The sequence below is a fragment of the Paenibacillus auburnensis genome (assembly GCF_927798115.1).
Lineage (GTDB): Bacteria > Bacillota > Bacilli > Paenibacillales > Paenibacillaceae > Paenibacillus_AQ > Paenibacillus_AQ auburnensis.
Genome location: NZ_CAKMMG010000005.1, coordinates 81,570 through 100,468, shown reverse-complemented (window position 1 = coordinate 100,468; position 18,899 = coordinate 81,570). Strand labels below are relative to the sequence as shown.

Below are 18,899 nucleotides of genomic sequence, written 5' to 3'. Positions count from 1 at the left end.
CTGTCTTGCTTTTTCTTTTTGGCGGCTGAATCTCATGTTATGATGAAAAGCGTATTTCTGAAAAAGGTAAAGAGAAGATACCGAATGTAAATGCATACCACTCGAGCTGTTAACGCTTTCTTTATACAATGGGAATGTAGAATAAAAGGGAGGTTCATGAGATGAAAAGCAAAAACAGAAAGTTTCCTGTAATGGCAGCAGCTCTGGTTTTATCCATAGCATTTAGCGGCTGTTCGAACAATGGCGGAAATAACAGCACGGCTGACAAGGAGGCTAACGCGGCCCCGGCCCCGGCTACGGCCAATGCAGAGGTGCAGGGGGGACCGCTTACCAAATACGATCCGCCGATTACACTGACCTCAACCATGAATGAAACCGGCAAGGAGACCCTGGCAGAGGGTGATACCCACGCCAATAATGTATGGACCCGGGGATATGAGGACGAGCTGGGCATCAAAGTAACTTACGACTGGATCGTAGCCGATGCCAACTATAACGATAAAATGAACGTTACCCTGGCCAGCGGAGATTTGCCGGATGTGCTGAAGGTTAATATGGTTCAGTTTGAACAGCTGTACAAAGCTGGTATGCTCCAGGATCTGACTGAGGTCTATGATCAATACGCTTCTGACCTGGTCAAAGAGTATTACAGTGAAGAGGACGGTGCTGCCCTTAAGCCTGTGACGAAGGACGGCAAGAAGTACGCCATGGTGAGCTACGGGGGCTCGCTTGATTCCTCGGATATGGTCTGGATCCGCAAGGACTGGCTGGACAAACTCGGATTAGCTGAACCGAAGTCGATGCAGGATATCATCAAGATCGCTGAGGCTTTTGCATTTAACGATCCGGACGGCAATGGCAAGAAGGATACTTACGGGATTTCACTGAGCAAGGATCTGCCAATCAACGGCTTCCTGCTGGGTTACCATGCTTATCTGGAGACTTGGATCAAGAACGATCAGGGGGAGATTGTGAACGGGACGATTCAGCCTGAGGTAAAAGAAGGGCTTGCTGAATTGCAGCGCCTGTATAAAGAGGGAGTAATAGATCCTGAGTTTGGGGTAAAAGATTTCGCCAAGCAGATGGAGGATGTCAATGCAGGCAAAGCGGGGATGTTCTTCCTGCCGCAATGGGCGCCTTTCCAGGTCAAGGATATGATCAAGAAGGACCCGACTGTCAACTGGGTTCCTTATCCGGTACAGTCTATTGACGACCAGCCGGCTAAGACACAGAACCATTTGTCCCTCGGCGGTGTATTCGCTGTACGCAAGGGCTACGAGCATCCTGAAGCATTGATCAAGCTGCTTAATTTCCAGGCAGAGAAAATGTTCGGCGAGTCGGCAGCTACAGAGCGGGCCAAATACCTGAACGGGGATACAGGACTCGGATTCCAGAATGCCGTAGTATCCAACCTGCCGCCGAACAAAAATGTGAAGGCACAGGATGAAGTAGAGCAAGCGCTGAAAACAGGCGATACCTCCAAGATGGGGCTGGAAGCCAAATTGTTCTATGATGATATTCAGGCTTACCGCGGCGGCGATCTGGATAAATGGCATATGGAGCGGATTTTCGGGCCGCTCAGCTCACAAGGGGTTATCAAGTATTACCGGGATAATGATCTGATCGTGATGAATGAGTTCATTTATGCGCCTACCAAGACTATGAACAGCAAATCAGCCACACTGGATAAGCTCCGGTCGGAGACCTTTGTGAAGATCATTTACGGCAGCCTGCCGGTTGATGATTTCGATAAGTTCGTAACCAACTGGAAAAAGCTTGGCGGAGATGAGATCACTAAAGAAGTAAACGAGGTTGTGAAGGGACAATAGAGTTTCAAATCTACTATAGGACTGTCCGGCGGCGTAATACTGACCGCTGGCGGTCCTATTTTGCATCCAAGTCAACAGGTCAATAGAAGATACCCAAAGTCAACACGCTACACTATAAAGCCGATTTAGGGCTGTCTTATAATCAAGGTAACAAGGAGGAGACAGCATATGCACTTTAATCCCAGGCAGTTTATGCGTAATATTCCGCTGCACTTAATGATTCTTCCAGCCTTATTGCTGATCATTATTTTCAGTTATATCCCGATGGCGGGACTTGTGATCGCCTTTCAGGATTTTTCCCCCATTTCAGGATTTCGCGATATGACCTGGACGGGACTGGAGAACTTCCGTTATTTATTCGATCTTCCGGGGTTTAGACAGGTGGTATGGAACACCGTTATTATCTCCGTACTCAAAATCATTGCCGGACTGACCATCCCCGTGATTGCAGCACTGCTGCTGAATGAAGTCCGTGCGAACGGCTTTAAAAGATCCATCCAGACGATCATTTACATGCCCCACTTTTTTTCCTGGGTCATCCTCGGCGGAATCATTGTCGATGTGCTGTCTCCGAGCAGCGGGATCGTCAACATGCTCCTGAAATCACTGGGCATCCAGCCCATTCAATTTCTGGCCGATAATAACTGGTTCCGGTATGTTCTGGTCATTACCGACCAATGGAAGGAATTCGGCTTCGGAACGATTATTTATCTGGCCGCTCTGACCAGTATTGACCAGTCGCTCTACGAAGCTTCGATCATCGACGGTGCCGGACGCTGGAAGCAGACCTGGCATATTACCCTGCCGGGAATCCGCCCGATTATGATTCTGATGCTGACGCTTAGTCTGGGCAATGTACTGAACGGCGGTTTTGACCAAGTATTCAATCTGTACAATCCGCTGGTATACGAATCAGGCGATATTCTGGATACGATGATTTACCGGATTGGTTTGCAGGAAGCACAATATTCGGTTTCCACGGCACTTGGTTTGATTAAATCGGTTGTATCCTTTGTGTTTATCGGTCTTGGCTATTATCTGGCCTACCGTTTTGCTAAATACCGGATTTTTTAGAGAAAGGACTTGTGCTGAATGCATCATACCTCTAGCGCTTACCGCTGGTTTCTCCGCTTTAATTATGTGATTCTTACTGTGATTGCACTGCTCTGTCTCTTTCCGATTGTCAATATTCTGGCCATCTCCTTCAGTTCAAGTGCGGCGGTGAATGCCGGGAGTGTGACCCTTTGGCCGGTTGACTTTACCTTGTCCTCCTACCGCTACATGCTGGAGAATAACCAGTTCATTCATTCGTTCGGAACCAGCCTCCTCCGTGTTGTCCTGGGCGTATCCGTCAACCTGCTGTTCACTATCCTGGTTGCCTACCCGCTCTCCAAGGAAGCGGCTACCTTCCGTTCACGTACAGCATACGCCTGGATTTTTGTGTTTACGATGCTGTTCGGCGGCGGGCTGATTCCCGGATACCTGGTCGTTAAGGAAATGGGGCTTTTGGACAGCGTATGGGCGCTTGTTCTGCCTGGGGCGGTGCCAATCTTCAACGTGCTGCTGATGCTGAACTTTTTCCGCGGGCTGCCCAAAGAATTGGAGGAAGCAGCCTGGATGGACGGAGCCGGTCATCTGCGCACCTTATGGAGCGTCTATCTCCCGGTCTCGCTGCCGAGTATTGCCACGGTAACACTGTTCTCACTGGTCGGCCATTGGAACGCCTGGTTTGACGGAATGATCTATATGCGCAGTCCCGAGCATTATCCGCTGGCAACTTACCTGCAGTCGATTCTTCAGCAGGTGTCGGTGCAGAATGAGAATGTTACCTTTGAGCAGGCTGCGCTGCTGAATGAAATCTCCGACCGGACGACACAGGCCAGCCAGATCTTTTTATCTATCCTTCCGATCCTGGCGATCTATCCGTTTCTGCAAAGATATTTCGTGCACGGTCTGGTCGTTGGAAGTGTGAAGGGGTAAACTGTAATAAGCCAAAAGCAGGAGCCGCGTATTGCGGTTCCTGCTTTGTGCCAGTTTTGCAGGAGAGGAACATTTCCCGATGAAACCATTCGCAATCCGCTGGAATCCGAATTCCATCGTAATTAAACTGATCGGCGCCTTTTTACTGGTTATGCTGCCGCTCTGCGTGCTTAGTATCTCGATAACCTACTACAGCTCTAACCAGATGCAGGCTGAAGTCGAACGGGCCAATGAATCGAAGCTTCATTTTTACTACAGCCACCTGGAATTCGAGCTGCAGCGTATGACTGCGCTGGTTACGGAATATTCCCTTGACGATGCGCTGTCGACCTTCAGCACACGTATTCCAATCATGAGCCGTTATGAAATCGATTCCAATTTGAATGATATTCTCACTAAGCTTCTGCAGGTAAAAGAAACCAGTCCTTACATTAGTGACGTCGTCTATTATGTTCCGCAGATCAACAAGCGGGTCAGCGCCGTGGACGGTATCAGGGAAGTTACGGACAGAGAGTGGCAGAGCCTGCTAGGTACGATGGGTAATCTGAACGGAGCATTATCCAAATATCAAGACGAGCTGTATCTGCTGCGCAGCAATCCGTTTAATCTGGACAGTAATGTCCCGCCGAATTTTCTGCTGGGGATCAAGCTCTCCTCGGCGGAGCTCAAGCTGCGGCTGAAAGAATTCGCCGCCTCGGGCGGAAGTGATATTACGCTGGCGTTTGGCAGCCGTAATGAATATGTCGTTTCTTCCGCAGAAGAACTGCCGAAGCTCCTGCAGGGAAGCATCCCCGTGGCCGGCAAGGAGGCGGTTAGCGTTCAGCGGTACCGGATTGAGGATTCCTTTTATTATTCGCTCTATGATCAAGCAAACAATTTTACACTGACCGCAGATATCCCGAATACGGTTCTAATGAAGCCGATTCACATTTATTCGCAGCTGCTGCGGCTATTAACAGTTGTCTCGGTTGGAATCATCGTTCTCTTCTCTTTCTGGACCTACCGGACCATACACCGGCCTATGGCCGTACTTATCCGTGGCTTCCGCAAAGCGGAGCAGGGACAGACAGGCATCTATATCACCCATTCCCGCAAGGATGAATTCGGGTATATGTATTCACAGTTTAATGAGATGCTGAGACATCTGCACACCTTAATCCAGGAGAATTACGTGCAGCAGATCCGTACGGGGGAAGCTGAACTGAAGCATCTGCAGTCACAGATTACACCGCACTTCCTGTATAACAGCCTGTTCAGTATCAAACAGATGGCTGAAGTGGAGAATGTGGAGCTGATTAAGGAATTTTCCGATTATCTCGGTCAATATTTCCGTTATATCACCCGTGATTCTGCCCAGGAGGTTACTTTGCAGCAGGAGCTGGACCATGCGCTTGTGTATCTGGCGATCCAGAGAATCCGCTTCGGATCAAGAATCAGGGCCGAAGTCGACGATATAGAGCCGGGCTGGCGCGGGATTCAGGTTCCCCGCGTGCTGCTGCAGCCGATTATTGAAAATGTGTTCGAGCATGGGCTTCAGCATAAAAGTAAAAACGGCCTGCTTAAGATGAGTTATGAGCAGGTAGAGGACCGGCTGTCGATTATAATCGAAGACAACGGCGACAGTCTTAGCGAGGAGAAGCTTATACAGCTCCAGCGGCAATTCGGCTCTGGGGAGAGTGCCCAGGGCGAAATTACCGGACTGCTGAATGTAAATCAGCGGCTCCGCATTAAGTTCGGTTCAGGCTTTGGGCTGCAGGCGGAACGAAGTACGCTCGGCGGGCTTTGCATACGGGTTAACATCTCAATAAAAGGAGGCGCCGGAAATGCAGCGGATGATGATAGTAGATGACGAGCCGGTTATTCTGGACGGACTGTATGAGTTTTTTATGAAGGCGGATCTTCCCGATCTGGAGATTATCAAGGTGCATTCCGCTGATTATGCTATAGAATGGCTGAATGCAGTCAAAATCGATATTGTGCTTAGCGATATTTGTATGCCCGGTATGGACGGCATGGAGCTGATTCAGGAAATTGTCGGCCGCTGGCCGCGCTGCAAAGTAATTCTGTTAACGGGCCACGATGAATTTAATTACGCCCATCAGGCAATCCGCAATCCCTGTGTAGTGGATTATCTGCTCAAGACGGAAGGAATGGATAAAATCCGTTCCGCGGTAACCCGGACCCTGGAGATGATTGCCTTGGAGGATGTGGAGCAGTATCAGACCCAGTGGCTCCGCGATAAGCTTCCCCGGGCCCTTCCCCAATTGCAGCAGCAGCTGCTGCTGGATATTCTAAGGCGCACCGACGGAATTGACCGTCAGGTTCTGCAGGATGAATTCGATGCGATTCAGCTGCCGTTCCGGGCGGAACAGCAGGTGCTGCCGGTTATTTTGCGGATTGAAGCCTGGAGGAATGTAGAGACGGCTTCAGACCGGAGTCTGATCCGTTATGCTGTCGCCAACATCGCAGAGGAGCTGTTCAAGGGTAAGTCTGAAGTGAAGGCCGTGGATCTTGACCCGGGAACGATTGCTTGTTTTGTTCAGCCTGAGCGTGATCATCACTTGCCTGTGACAGAAGCCGAGCAATGGATAAAAACACTCCGTTTCGTACACGGCACCATGGAGTCGGTTCAGCAGGCATGTGTTAATTGTCTGCAAATGTCCGTATCCGTTATTGCCAGTGAAGAGGCGGTAGCCTGGCCTGAACTGAATTATACCCTGAACCGCCTGCGGCTGGCGGTCTATGATCAGCCCGGGCTGGGAATGGAGAAGCTGCTGAGGGTCAATGTTACCGAAGCTGGTGCGAGCCCAGGCGGGGTAATCAACCGCTATGCGGCTGCTGATCTGCTGCTCGATTATTTGAAGCAGCGGCTGCTTGAAGGGGATGCCGAATGGAGCGGCTTCTTCCGTAAATGGGCAGAGCTGTGCGGAGACGAAGGGCCGGAGGATCCTTTTTTCAGGCTGAGACTGCTGTCCGGGATCAGCAGTGCTTTGCTCCAGACGCTGCAGGAGCTGGGCTTGACTGAGGATGCCCTGGGCGAAATGGATCTGTCGAAGCTGCTGCATTTCAATATTCATACCCGGTGGGCCGAGATCATCACTTTCTACCATGCATTCTTCGAATGGGTAATTTCCAAACGCAGCGCCTCGTACAGACATGACGAATCCAGCATCCTGTCGATGATCCACCAGTATATCAAATCTCATCTCGGGGATGATTTGTCGCTGACCCGGATTGCCCAGGAGGTATCCCTTAATCCTTCCTATCTATCCCGCTGGTATAAGCGGACTACCGGCAAGGGCATTTCTGATTACATCCTGGATAAGAAGGTGGAACTCAGCAAGGAGCTGCTGCTGGGAACAGCGCTGAAAATGCATGAAATATCCGGCCAGCTGGGTTTCAGTGACCAGCACTATTTCTTCCGCTTTTTCAAAAAAACCGTCGGCTGTACACCGCAGGAATACCGGGAGCACAGGAAGGTTCAAGCCTAAGCCCGAGCCCGCATCCACATAAAAAGATCGTTCTGAGCGCCTATACAGCAGCGCATGCAGAACGATCTTTTTTAGTTATAGCTGAAATGGTTGCCCTTTGTTACTGGATTGCCGGAGCTTTAAGGATGGTGATGCTGTATTCCTGCTCGGTTACATGGTCTTCAGCTTTGACGGTCAGGTTGACCTGTGTGCTGTCGTCCTGCAGGGAGACGATCCTTGGCTGTGTGTCTTCGATTAGGATGCCTGCGCAGTAGAGTAAGGCATTTTTGTGTGCCGGTACGGCTCTCAGCTCTACGGTTTGTGTACCGGACGGAACCGTCAATATATAACTGTTAAGATCCGTTGCGAACGGCTGATCAAGTGATCCTGTATCAAAGCTCAGACTGTGGAGCGCTGCACTGTGATCGAAGTCTGTCATCGTCCGCAGCAGGTCAAATATTCCGTTCATCTCGCCCGGAATGACAAATTTGACCTCAAGCTCGGTGCTGTCTTTGATAGTATCTGCAGGAATCAGATAGCTTTTCGTATAGAAAGACCGCGCCTTATCGGTCATCAGCGTGTCGCTTACCAGCAGTTCGCCCTGTACATAAATGTCGATGGTTCTGCCGTTGCTGCCGGAGAAGTAAGTGACCGCCAAGAAGTTATCCCTGTGCGGAAGAACTTTAAGCTGATAGCTGAACCAGCCGTTGTTCTCCGCCTGTCTGATGTTATATCCGTCCCAGGTAGCGACCGAGGTGTTCTCACCTTTGATTTTGTGCTCCAGCTCGTACTGGTCGTTGCCTACAGGCAGGCTGTCAATCGTAGCTTCCTGTACGCGCTGACGCTGCTTGCTCTGCAGAATATGCTCCTGAAGCTCGGTTGAATCGGTTTCGACCAGATTCCAGTAAATCCCGTACCGCTCAGCATGCTGCTTGTAATGCGGAGTGAATTCCAGCCGGTTATCTTCATCGGTATTGCGGAGAACAAAGGCCAGCTCCCCGCCCTTCTGGACAAAGTTCTCTGCGAACTTATCCAGCCAACTGCTTACACTTTGCTGTGCAGGGGTGATGAAGTCCTTCACCAGCATGTTGCGGGTTGGCACACTGACGGCCACACCGGTAGCGGATTCTGCAAGATCTTCGGTTCCCAGAGCGGCGCTCAGTACAACCGGGCCATACTTGAAGGCCACCACATTAGGCGCATCCGGCAAGGTATGGTACGACGGCTTCATCGGCAGGCGGATACTGAGCGTATCTCCGTCGGTCCACAATCTGTCCAGAACCATATAACGACCCGACAAAGTTAGAGCTTGGGGCTGCCCGTTCAGTGTGATCTCAATATCACCGGCGGTCCAGTCCGGCAAACGCAGATGCAAAGCGAAGGACTGCTCCCGGCTCTTAAGCGTGCGGATTTTAAATTCAACGGTGTCCTTATATGGAAGATTTGCTGTTTGAGTCAGCTCAATGCCGTATTCCTCAGAGATCAGCTCGGAGCTAATATATTGGTTCACATAAATACTGCTGCCGCCATAGAAATAGATGCTGTCGTTCAGCTTGGTGAAGCTCTCCATGCCTGTTCCGGTGCAGCACCAGAAATGGTCGAAGGGGGAGCTGTACACTTTGAAATACCCCGTAGCCATCGGCTGAAAATACATCGTCATGCCGGTATGCGGGTTCTGCGAGGAAAGAATCGCGTTAATGAACGTATTTTCATAGAAATCCATATACTTGGCTTCCCCAGTAATCTTGAACAATTCCCGGCTAAGCTTCAGCATATTATAAGTGTTGCAGGTCTCGGCCGTGAAGTTCGAGCGTTCCGCATCCAGAATGTCCGGGTCGCCGAAATGCTCCCATTCACTGTTGCCGCCTGTAATATAGCTGTGATGGAAGACAACCATATCCCAGAACTGCTGCACGGCCTCCAGGTAAAAGCGCTCACTGTCGCCCAGCACCCGGTAACGGTTCAGCGCCCCGAGGAATTTTGGGATGGTGGTATTGGCATGCTTGCCCTTCAGAATATCCCGGCCCTCATGAACCGGAGTGAACAGACTCAGCTCATCGAACATATGGGCCGCCTGTAAGTGGCGCTCATCCCCTGAGATTTTGTACAGCTCATAGAGGCAATCATTCATACCGCCATATTCTACAGATAACACCCGCTCCTGAATTTCCGGCGACCAGCCAGAGCTGCGCTGATGCACCCAGTTGCCAAGGCCGGTGACAATCTGATAGGCAGTTTTGCTTCCGGTGGCATTATATACAGCTGTCAATCCGGCGATGATCTTGTGCATCGTGTACCAAGGTACCCAGGCAGGCTGTTTGTTCTCAACATTATCAAATAATTGCTCCGGAAAAGCTGACAGGTAACCGCTCTCAAATTGGCAGAGCGCAAGCTCGCTTACGACATACTCCAGCCGCCCAAGAAGGTTGTCGTTACGGGTGGTCTGATAGGCTTGTGACAGTGCAGTCAGATAATGGCCCAGTGTATGGCCGCGGATTTCTGTGCTTTCCCAGCCGGGATACTTTTCGCTTGTGGTTGGCAGACCCCGGTTCTCACGGAAGCCGGCAATCAGCCGGTCAAGGTCATAGCTTTTGAGATAAAGCACCTCTTTGGAGAAGGCGTTAACGAAATAGGGATCGGTAACCTGGACCTGATCCATCCGGAAATCGTTCAGCCAAGAAGGGTCTTTCGTTATTGAGACAATGTTGTTTATAGTCATTATTTTGGCTCCTGCCTGTTGAATTATTGAGCTGTCAGTCTGTTAAGTAGACTCGTCTTCATGCTCATAACTTAGCTTATATTTTCATACGATCAGTGGTAAATAGTGCAACGTTCGAATTTGTGTGAAAAGGTTAGAATTATGAGTAAATCGGGGACAGGGTGTTGTGAAATAGGTATACTGAATCGGAAAAGTGTGAATGTAAAAAAGTTAGATGAATGAAAATTAAAGATTGTATACATTTATTTGATATATTTCATTCATATATAAAATAATGGAACATATAAATCTATATTAGAGCCTTTTATAGCGTGAATATCTACCTCTTACAGTAGTTAATGGCCTATTTTTAGATTGTGTTTATAAAATTATTAATAAATTTATATTTACAAGAAATAAACGTTATGATACCTTGAGGACGGAAACAGAGGCAAGCTTAAGAGCCGCTATTGAAAAGGAGAACTGATCATGCCTAGGAACCAAGAGTATGTCAATCCGCTGGTAGAGCAACGCGCTGATCCTTGGGTGTATAAGCATTCAGACGGTTATTATTATTTCACGGCTTCGGTACCGGAGTATGACCGGATTGAGGTAAGGAGATCGCTGACGCTTGAGGGATTGGCTGATGCGGTGCCGGCAGTAGCCTGGCGCAAGTATGAGACAGGGATGCTTAGTGCCAATATCTGGGCGCCCGAAATTCATTACATCTCCGGCAAATGGTATATTTACTTTGCTGCAGCGCATACAACGGAGACGAAGGAAGGGCTGTTCGATCACCGCATGTATGTGCTGGAGAACGATGCCGCGAACCCGCTGGAAGGCGAATGGATTGAGAAGGGCCAAGTGAAAACTGCGTGGGAATCGTTCGCTCTGGATGCGACGACCTTTCAGCACAAGGGTGTATTGTATTATGTCTGGGCGCAGAAGGATCCGGAGATTCCGGGGAATTCTAATCTCTATATCTCTGAAATGAGTAATCCGTGGACCTTGCAGGGGAAGCAGACGATGATTTCCACGCCGCAGTATCCCTGGGAGGTTATCGGCTTCAGCGTCAATGAAGGGGCTGCGGTCATCAAGCGTAACGGGCGAATCTTTATCAGCTATTCGGCCAGCGCTACCGATTACAATTATTGTATGGGGCTGCTGGCAGCCGATGAAGACAGCGATCTTCTGGATGCAGCATCCTGGTCAAAATCACCGGAGCCGGTATTCTGCACATCCGAAGAGAACGGGCAATACGGGCCGGGGCATAACAGCTTTACTGTCAATGAGCACGGGGAAGATGTGCTTATCTACCATGCCCGGAACTATAAGGAGATTACCGGCGATCCGCTGTATGATCCGAACCGCCATACGCGGGCCCAGGTCTTCCGCTGGAACGCGGACGGAACTCCGAATTTCGGAGTGCCGGTCAAGGACAGCCAATTGAAGCGGTAAGCAAATAACCCGGAAGATTACACCACTGCTGGTGTGTATCTTCCGGGTTATTGTTTTAACGGTATATCTTTTTATTTACCAAGCTGTTGATCGACCTCTTTAACCGGGTTCTCGCCTTCATGCTCTTCAACTTTGTGGTTACTCATGAACCAGCCTGTAGCTGCGATGATAATAAGCACGACATAGAAGGTTGCTTTCCACCAGGTGCTGTGGGCGAAATCCTCGGACAGAACACCCAGGGAAGGGTGAGCCAGTGTAATAACAGCCAGCTTCACGCCGACCCAGCCGACGATGAAGAATGCGGCAACTTCAAGACCGGGACGGGAATGCAGCAGTTTAACGAAGAAGGAAGCCGCGAACCGCATAATAACCAGACCGATGAAGCCGCCGGCAAAAATAACAAGGAACTGTCCGCCGTCAAGTCCGCCGATGTTGCGAATGCCGCTTTCCGGAAGCGCAACCGCAAGGGCTACTGCTGCCAGGATCGAATCGACCGCAAACGCAATGTCTGCTACTTCTACCTTCAGAACAGTGAACCAGAAGCTGGACTTCTTTTTATCGACAGCCTGAGAAGTACCGCTCTCATTGGCTTCATCTGTAACGGGCTTCTTAAATAGCACCTTCCGGAATATGTGGTTCCCCGCTATAAATAGCAGGTAAATCGCGCCGATAGCTTGTACTTGCCAGATGTCCACCAGATAAGAGATGACAAAAAGTGACCCGAATCTGAAGACAAACGCCCCGGCCAATCCATAAAACAGTGCTTTTTTACGCTCCTCATCAGGAAGATGTTTTACCATAATTGCCAGTACGAGTGCGTTGTCTGCGGCGAGCAGCCCTTCCAGTGCTACGAGAACGAGCAATACCCATCCGTATTCCAATAATAATCCCCAATCCATTGCTGTTTCCTCCTCATTTGGATGTAAATATCATCAAAAAAATACCTACATTGCCTTATTTTGACCAAAATATATATAAAAAAGACCTTTACCAAACAGATCAGCCTTTGGAATAAAGGTCTAACCTGATTGGTAAAGGTCTCGCTAACAATAATTCATTGCCGATAGAGCCGGAGAATATCCTCATATTCTCGTACTGACGACTATATCTGATATATAAGCAAGTACAGGTCTCTCACCTATACTACAATCTTATATTTCTCACAGAAACGCACACATCTTCATAAGAAGACGGCAACCGTTATCTGCTCGAACAGCTACTCCCCTTTACGGGATATATTAAATTTTATAATTTCTGATATTGACTTAAAAGTATCATATATGAGCAGCGGGCGATTGTCAATGGATATGAGAATAAATATCATTAGAAGATTGGAGTAAATGGAAACGGAAACATGATACATATAGGTTATGAAAGTTAACATACGTTATGGCGATAATGCAAACATGAGGGAAATGAGGGCTTTTTAAGCTTGGATGTAATTGACGATGCCGGGTGTTGAAAATATGATGAAAGTAATTCAAGCGGTCAAGCGAGGTTGTTGTTAGATTAGCTAACACAAGTGAGATTGCCCTTAGCTCAACTGTCGTCTAGTCGATTCAAGAAAGCGGAGGCTAGTAAAACCAAGTATATGCTTCCGAAGCGAGTTTTACTGCGAAGAGGTTTCAAAGAAGTTGAGCTCCGTAAAACTGAGCAGATGCTTCCGAAGCGAGTTTTACTCGAAGCTGGATCTAGGATGTAACGCTCGTAAAACTAAGCATATGCTTCCGAAGCGAGTTTTACTGCGAAGAGGTTTCAAAGAAGTTGAGCTCCGTAAAACTTTCAGGAGGTGGGAAATGATGCAGCCGTCGTCGTGTATATCAAAGGAAGCTGAGGAGGAGATCAGCCGCCACCCTTGCTACAGCGAGGAAGCCCACCGGTTCTATGCCAGGATGCACATCCCGGTTGCTCCCGCCTGTAACATCCAGTGCAATTACTGCAACCGCAAATTCGACTGTGTTAATGAGAGCAGGCCGGGCGTGGTTAGTGAAGTGTTGTCGCCGGAGCAGGCAGAACGCAAGGTAAAAGGCGTTGCGGCGCAGCTCATGCAGCTGTCGGTGGTTGGTGTAGCCGGTCCCGGCGATCCGCTGGCGAATCCGGAGCAGACCTTCGACACCTTCGCAAGGGTGAAGCGGCATGTGCCTGATGTCAGCCTCTGCCTCAGCACGAATGGACTTATGCTTTACAGGCATGTGGATGAGATTGTAGAGCTTGGCATCCGTCATGTTACCATCACGATTAACGCCATTGATCCTGATATCGGCCGTGAAATTTATCCCTGGGTGTTTGATGAAGGGGTGCGGTACGAAGGAAGGGAAGCGGCGGAGCTGCTGATCAGCCGTCAGCTGGCAGGGCTTGAGATGCTGGCGAAGCTGGGGATTCTCGTCAAGGTCAACTCCATCATGATTCCGGGGGTCAACGATCATCATCTTCCTGCAGTGTCCAAAAGAGTAAAAGAGCTCGGGGCCACACTGCACAACGTAACACCGCTGATTATCGCACCGGGCAGCCAGTATGAAATGGACGGCCGCAAAGCGCCCCGTCCGAAGGAATTGCACAATCTGCAGGAGCTGCTGGGGCGGGACGAGATGAAGGTCATGCGCCACTGCCGGCAATGCCGGGCGGATGCCATCGGACTGCTGGGCCAGGACCGCAACCAGGACTTTCCGCTGGAGGCGATGGAAGCCGATCCGGTGATCAATCAGGAAGCGCGGGCACAGTTCCAAAGTGATCTGGATTCCAAGATCCGCGAACGTGTCAGCGCCAAGCAGGCCAGAGCCAAAGGGCGATGGGAGGAAACACCGAGAACAAGAGTTGCAGTGGCCACCAGAGGCGGCGACAAGGTCAATCAGCATTTCGGCCATGCGACGGAGTTCCTGATTTATGATACTGACGGAGCGGATGTCAAGCTGGTCGGTGTCCGCAAGATCCAGGCTTATTGTCACGGCAAGGCGGATTGCAACGGCGATAAAGCCGCTACACTGCAGGAAATCATAACTATTTTAAATGACTGCCGTATACTTCTCTGCTCCGGTATCGGAGACGGCCCGCGGGCCAGCCTGAACAAAATCGGTGTATTGCCGCTAGTCCGCAAAGGCGGGATACAGGAAGCCATTCTCGAAAGCGTGAAGTACAGTTCATATTTTGAAAATATAAACATTTCGAAGGGATGATGAATTATGAGACAAATAGCTTTCTACGGTAAAGGCGGTATCGGTAAATCGACAACTTCTCAAAACACCCTGGCTCAGTTAGCTACAAAGTTCGGACAACGCATTATGATCGTTGGCTGCGACCCGAAAGCAGACTCCACCCGCCTGATCCTGAATACTAAAGCTCAACAAACCGTGCTTCATCTGGCTGCAGAACTTGGCTCGGTAGAGGATCTGGAACTGGATGATGTGCTGCAGACCGGATTTGGCGACATCATCAATGTAGAGTGCGGCGGACCTGAACCGGGCGTAGGCTGCGCAGGACGCGGGATCATTACCGCCATCAACTTCCTGGAGCAGGAAGGCGCTTATACCGATCTGGACTTCGTATCCTATGACGTACTCGGCGACGTTGTATGCGGCGGGTTCGCCATGCCGATCCGTGAGAACAAAGCGCAGGAGATCTACATCGTCTGTTCCGGTGAAATGATGGCGATGTATGCAGCCAACAACATTGCCCGCGGGATTCTGAAATATGCCACCAGCGGCGGTGTCAGATTGGGGGGTCTGATCTGCAACAGCCGTAACACGGACCGTGAAGATGAGCTGATTATGGAGCTTGCCCGCCGGCTGAATACACAAATGATTCACTTTGTGCCGCGTGACAATGTGGTTCAGCATGCCGAGCTGCGCAGAATGACCGTTGCCCAGTACAATCCGGAGCATAAGCAAGCCAAGGAATACGAAATTCTGGCTGAAAAAATTCTGAACAATAAAATGCTGACCATCCCGACCCCGATTTCCATGGAAGAGCTGGAAGAACTGCTGATGGAATTCGGTATCATCGAAGATGAAGAAGCTGCCATCCAGAAGCTGCAGGCTTCCGGACAATAAGCAGTAAGCTGGAGTTCGGCGGGCAATTACCGGTGAACGGGAGTGGAGAGACGAAGGTTCACCGGTATAGCTCACAATGGCACAGTAGCCACGCGGGCGGCTTAGGCAGTCTGCACCATGAAAAGGAGGGTCAATAATGGGACTGGATATTGAAGCGAACAAGAAGCTGGTTGAAGAAGTGCTGGAAGCCTACCCCAAAAAAGCGAAGAAAGACCGGGAAAAGCACTTTCAGATCAATACGGAAGAAGCGCAAACCTGCGGCACATGTGCCCTAAAGTCCAATATCAAATCACGCCCCGGTGTCATGACGCCGCGTGGATGTTCATATGCAGGCTCTAAAGGTGTGGTCTGGGGCCCGATCAAGGATATGGTTCATATCAGCCACGGGCCGATCGGCTGCGGCCAATACAGCTGGGGTACCCGCCGCAACTATGCGAGCGGTACGCTCGGGATCGATAATTTTACCGCCATGCAGATTACGAGTGATTTCCAGGAGACGGATATCGTCTTCGGCGGTGACAAGAAGCTTGAAGTCATTATGCGGGAAATTACCGAAATGTTCCCGCTGGCCAAAGGGATTTCCGTTCAATCCGAATGTCCGGTCGGTCTGATCGGCGATGATATTGAAGCGGTATCCAAGAAGATGTCCAAAGAGCTGGAAATGCCGATTGTTCCGGTACGCTGTGAAGGGTTCCGCGGAGTCAGCCAATCGCTGGGCCACCATATCGCCAATGATGCCATCCGTGATTTCGTGCTCGGCAAAGCGGAGCTGGCCGAAACCGGACCTTACGATGTCAATATTATCGGTGACTACAACATCGGCGGCGATGCCTGGGCATCCCGTATCCTGCTCGAAGAAATGGGCCTACGTGTCATTGCCCAGTGGTCCGGCGACGGTACCCTGAATGAGCTGGAAATTGCCCATAAGGCGAAGCTGAACCTGATTCACTGCCACCGTTCCATGAACTACATGGTTGAGCATATGGAGAAGGCTTACGGTATTCCGTGGATGGAATACAACTTCTTCGGGCCTTCCAAAACGTATGAGAGCCTGCGCGCGATTGCCGCTTTGTTTGACGAAACGATCCAGGAGAATTGCGAGAAGATGATCGCGAAGCACAAGCCGGCAATGGATGCCATTATTAATAAATACAAACCGCGACTTGAAAATAAAAAAGTGCTGCTGATGATCGGCGGTCTGCGTTCCCGCCACACGATCGGTGCTTATGAGGATCTCGGTATGGACATCGTGGCTTCCGGTTACGAATTTGCCCATAAAGACGATTATGAGAAGACCTTCCCGATGATGAAGGAAGGGACGATCATTATGGATGATCCGACCGCCTATGAGCTGGAAGAGCTCGCCCAGAAAATGAATGTCGATCTGGTAGGTTCGGGAGTTAAGGAAAAATACGTGTATCACAAAATGGGTGTTCCGTTCCGCCAGATGCACTCCTGGGATTACAGCGGTCCTTACCATGGCTTCGACGGGTTTAAGATTTTTGCCAAGGACATGGATATGACTGTAAACAGCCCGGTATGGAATCTGATCCAGAAGAAGGAAACCGTCCAAAAAGAGGAGGCGAGCATATGAGTAAGGACAGACTGGACATTCCGGATTACAACACTCTGTTCTCGGAGCACCGGTTCGTGGAGCAACGGCTGAACAAGCAGCAATTCGAAGCCCCCTGCAGTGAGCAGGAAACCGCAGAAGCGCTCGCTTACTCCCAATCTGCCGAGTATATGGAGAAGAACTTTAACCGTAAAGCGGTTGTCATTAATCCTCATAAGGCGTGCCAGCCGCTCGGCTCGATTATGGCAGCGCTCGGCTTCGAGAAAACCCTGCCCTTTGTTCACGGCTCGCAAGGCTGCAACTCGTATTTCCGCAGCCACTTGAGCCGCCATTTTAAAGAGCCTACACCGGCCGTTTCATCTTCCATGACCGAGGATGCAGCCGTATTCGGCGGCATGAGCAATCTGATTGACGGTCTGGAGAACAGTATCGCGCTCTATAAACCAGAGATGGTTGCGCTCTGTACCACCTGTATGGCTGAGGTTATCGGGGATGACTTGTCCTCCTTTATCGGCAATGCCCGCCAAAAAGGCGTAATCTCCGAAGATTTCCCGGTGGCGTTCTGCAATACGCCTAGCTTCGTCGGTTCGCATATTACCGGCTATGACTCGATGCTGAAAGGTATCCTGAGTTATCTCTATGAACGTTCCGGCCTGAAGGCAGCCCCGGGCAGCGGTGAAGAAACAGGGGAGAAGCTGAATGTGATGCTCGGATTTGAGCCTTACACCGGCAACTTTACGGAGATCCGCAAAATCCTGGATGCTTTTGATACCAAGTATACTCTTCTCGGTGATCACAGCGGCAACTATGACTCGCCGGCTACCGGTGAATACGAATACTACTATGGCGGAACGAAGCTGGCTGATGTGCCTCTGGCCGCGAACGCGCTTGGTACGCTATCGCTCCAGAAGTACACACTGAAGAAAACGCAGGAATTCATCAGTGAAACCTGGAAGCAGCAGGTCTCCGCACTGTCCACACCACTTGGCATTAGGGGAACCGACAAGCTGCTGGAAGCGATAAGTGAACTCACAGGCCTGCCGGTTCCGGCTTCGCTCCTGGAAGAACGCGGCCGGGTAGTGGATGCACTTACCGACAGCCATCCTTATCTTCACGGGAAGCGGGTAGCACTGGTAGGCGATCCGGACCTGCTGATCGGACTTATCGGATTCTGTATGGAAGTAGGTATGGAGCCTGTGCATATCGTCTGCTCCAACGGGGATGTGGATTTCAATGATGTGAAATTCAAGGAAGAAGCCGAAGCGCTGCTCGCCTCCAGCCCGTACGGATCGGAAGCCACCCTGTATGTCGGAAATGACCTTTGGCATATGCGCTCGCTGCTGCTGACAGACCCGGTTGATCTGGCTATCGGCAGCTCGCATCTGAAATTCGCGGCCAAGGATGCGAATGTTCCGCTGATCCGTGTAGGGTTCCCGATCTTTGACCGTCATCATATGCACCGGTATCCGATCCTCGGATACCAGGGGGCGCTGAATCTGCTCAGTCAGATCGTTAATACCGTTCTGGATGAACTGGACCGCAACAATTCCGGCTTCAACTATGATCTGGTGCGGTAAACGGAATAACTGTAATTTTTTACAGATTGACTGAATGGATAAGTGATGAAAATTACTGAAATTTTCTGTAATGATATTTTATGCTTAAAATACATCATTTTGAATAAATGTAAAAAGAAATATTAAGCCCGGCGTTCTCTATACCCGTACTTTCGCCCACAGTTTCTCACAAGCGAAATGCGGGAATAGAGTAGGCCGGGATTCTTGCTAGTGATGTGTAATTGCCGTTTCTGATGCAGGTTAGCATAGAGTCAGCATCCACCTTTAA

Annotated in this window: 12 protein-coding genes; 10 read left to right on the top strand and 2 right to left on the bottom strand. The window is 50.1% G+C overall.

What is annotated here, in order from left to right; translation table 11 throughout:
* Positions 1-161 precede the first annotated feature (161 nt).
* The 5 genes from L6H70_RS17825 (at position 162) to L6H70_RS17805 (ending at position 7,300) form a co-directional block, all read left to right on the top strand.
* On the top strand, positions 162-1,829 hold the full coding sequence (locus L6H70_RS17825; protein ID WP_236335325.1) for an extracellular solute-binding protein: 1,668 nt from the start codon (positions 162-164) through the stop codon (positions 1,827-1,829).
* A 168-nt stretch (positions 1,830-1,997) separates the two neighbouring features.
* Positions 1,998-2,903, top strand: a complete 906-nt coding sequence (locus tag L6H70_RS17820) for an ABC transporter permease (RefSeq protein WP_236335324.1) — start codon at positions 1,998-2,000, stop codon at positions 2,901-2,903.
* Between the two features lie 18 nt (positions 2,904-2,921).
* The gene (locus L6H70_RS17815; protein ID WP_236335323.1) at positions 2,922-3,809 is read left to right on the top strand and encodes a carbohydrate ABC transporter permease; all 888 of its coding nucleotides are present in this window, start codon (positions 2,922-2,924) and stop codon (positions 3,807-3,809) included.
* Between the two features lie 79 nt (positions 3,810-3,888).
* Positions 3,889-5,658, top strand: coding sequence for a sensor histidine kinase (locus tag L6H70_RS17810; protein WP_236335320.1), 1,770 nt, complete (start codon positions 3,889-3,891; stop codon positions 5,656-5,658).
* A complete protein-coding gene (locus L6H70_RS17805; protein WP_236335319.1) occupies positions 5,633-7,300 on the top strand; it encodes a response regulator transcription factor in 1,668 nt (555 codons plus the stop codon). Before L6H70_RS17810 ends, L6H70_RS17805 begins: the two co-directional genes overlap by 26 nt.
* Before the next feature lie 100 nt (positions 7,301-7,400).
* On the opposite strand, the gene L6H70_RS17800 is transcribed toward L6H70_RS17805, so the two are convergent.
* A complete protein-coding gene (locus L6H70_RS17800) occupies positions 7,401-9,998 on the bottom strand; it encodes a beta-L-arabinofuranosidase domain-containing protein (RefSeq protein ID WP_236335317.1) in 2,598 nt (865 codons plus the stop codon).
* A 468-nt stretch (positions 9,999-10,466) separates the two neighbouring features.
* Between L6H70_RS17800 and L6H70_RS17795 the strand changes: the two genes are divergently transcribed.
* Entirely contained in the window at positions 10,467-11,435 is a 969-nt protein-coding gene (locus L6H70_RS17795; RefSeq protein ID WP_236335316.1) for a glycoside hydrolase family 43 protein, read from the top strand.
* Between the two features lie 71 nt (positions 11,436-11,506).
* Here the strand turns inward: L6H70_RS17795 and L6H70_RS17790 are convergent, their stop codons facing one another.
* Positions 11,507-12,334: a TerC family protein gene (locus tag L6H70_RS17790; RefSeq protein ID WP_236335315.1), complete on the bottom strand. Its 828-nt coding sequence runs from the start codon at positions 12,332-12,334 to the stop codon at positions 11,507-11,509.
* An 897-nt stretch (positions 12,335-13,231) separates the two neighbouring features.
* Between L6H70_RS17790 and nifB the strand changes: the two genes are divergently transcribed.
* The 4 genes from nifB to nifK all read left to right on the top strand — a co-directional run bounded on the left by nifB (position 13,232) and on the right by nifK (position 18,631).
* On the top strand, positions 13,232-14,608 hold the full coding sequence (gene nifB, locus L6H70_RS17785; protein WP_236335314.1) for a nitrogenase cofactor biosynthesis protein NifB: 1,377 nt from the start codon (positions 13,232-13,234) through the stop codon (positions 14,606-14,608).
* 6 nt (positions 14,609-14,614) lie between these two features.
* Positions 14,615-15,481 (top strand): nitrogenase iron protein, encoded by an 867-nt coding sequence (nifH, locus tag L6H70_RS17780; RefSeq protein WP_039876645.1) that lies wholly within the window; start codon positions 14,615-14,617, stop codon positions 15,479-15,481.
* 136 nt (positions 15,482-15,617) lie between these two features.
* Positions 15,618-17,075: a nitrogenase molybdenum-iron protein alpha chain gene (gene nifD, locus L6H70_RS17775; RefSeq protein WP_236335313.1), complete on the top strand. Its 1,458-nt coding sequence runs from the start codon at positions 15,618-15,620 to the stop codon at positions 17,073-17,075.
* Positions 17,072-18,631: a nitrogenase molybdenum-iron protein subunit beta gene (nifK, locus tag L6H70_RS17770; RefSeq protein ID WP_236335311.1), complete on the top strand. Its 1,560-nt coding sequence runs from the start codon at positions 17,072-17,074 to the stop codon at positions 18,629-18,631. Before nifD ends, nifK begins: the two co-directional genes overlap by 4 nt.
* The last annotated feature ends 268 nt before the right edge of the window (positions 18,632-18,899 follow it).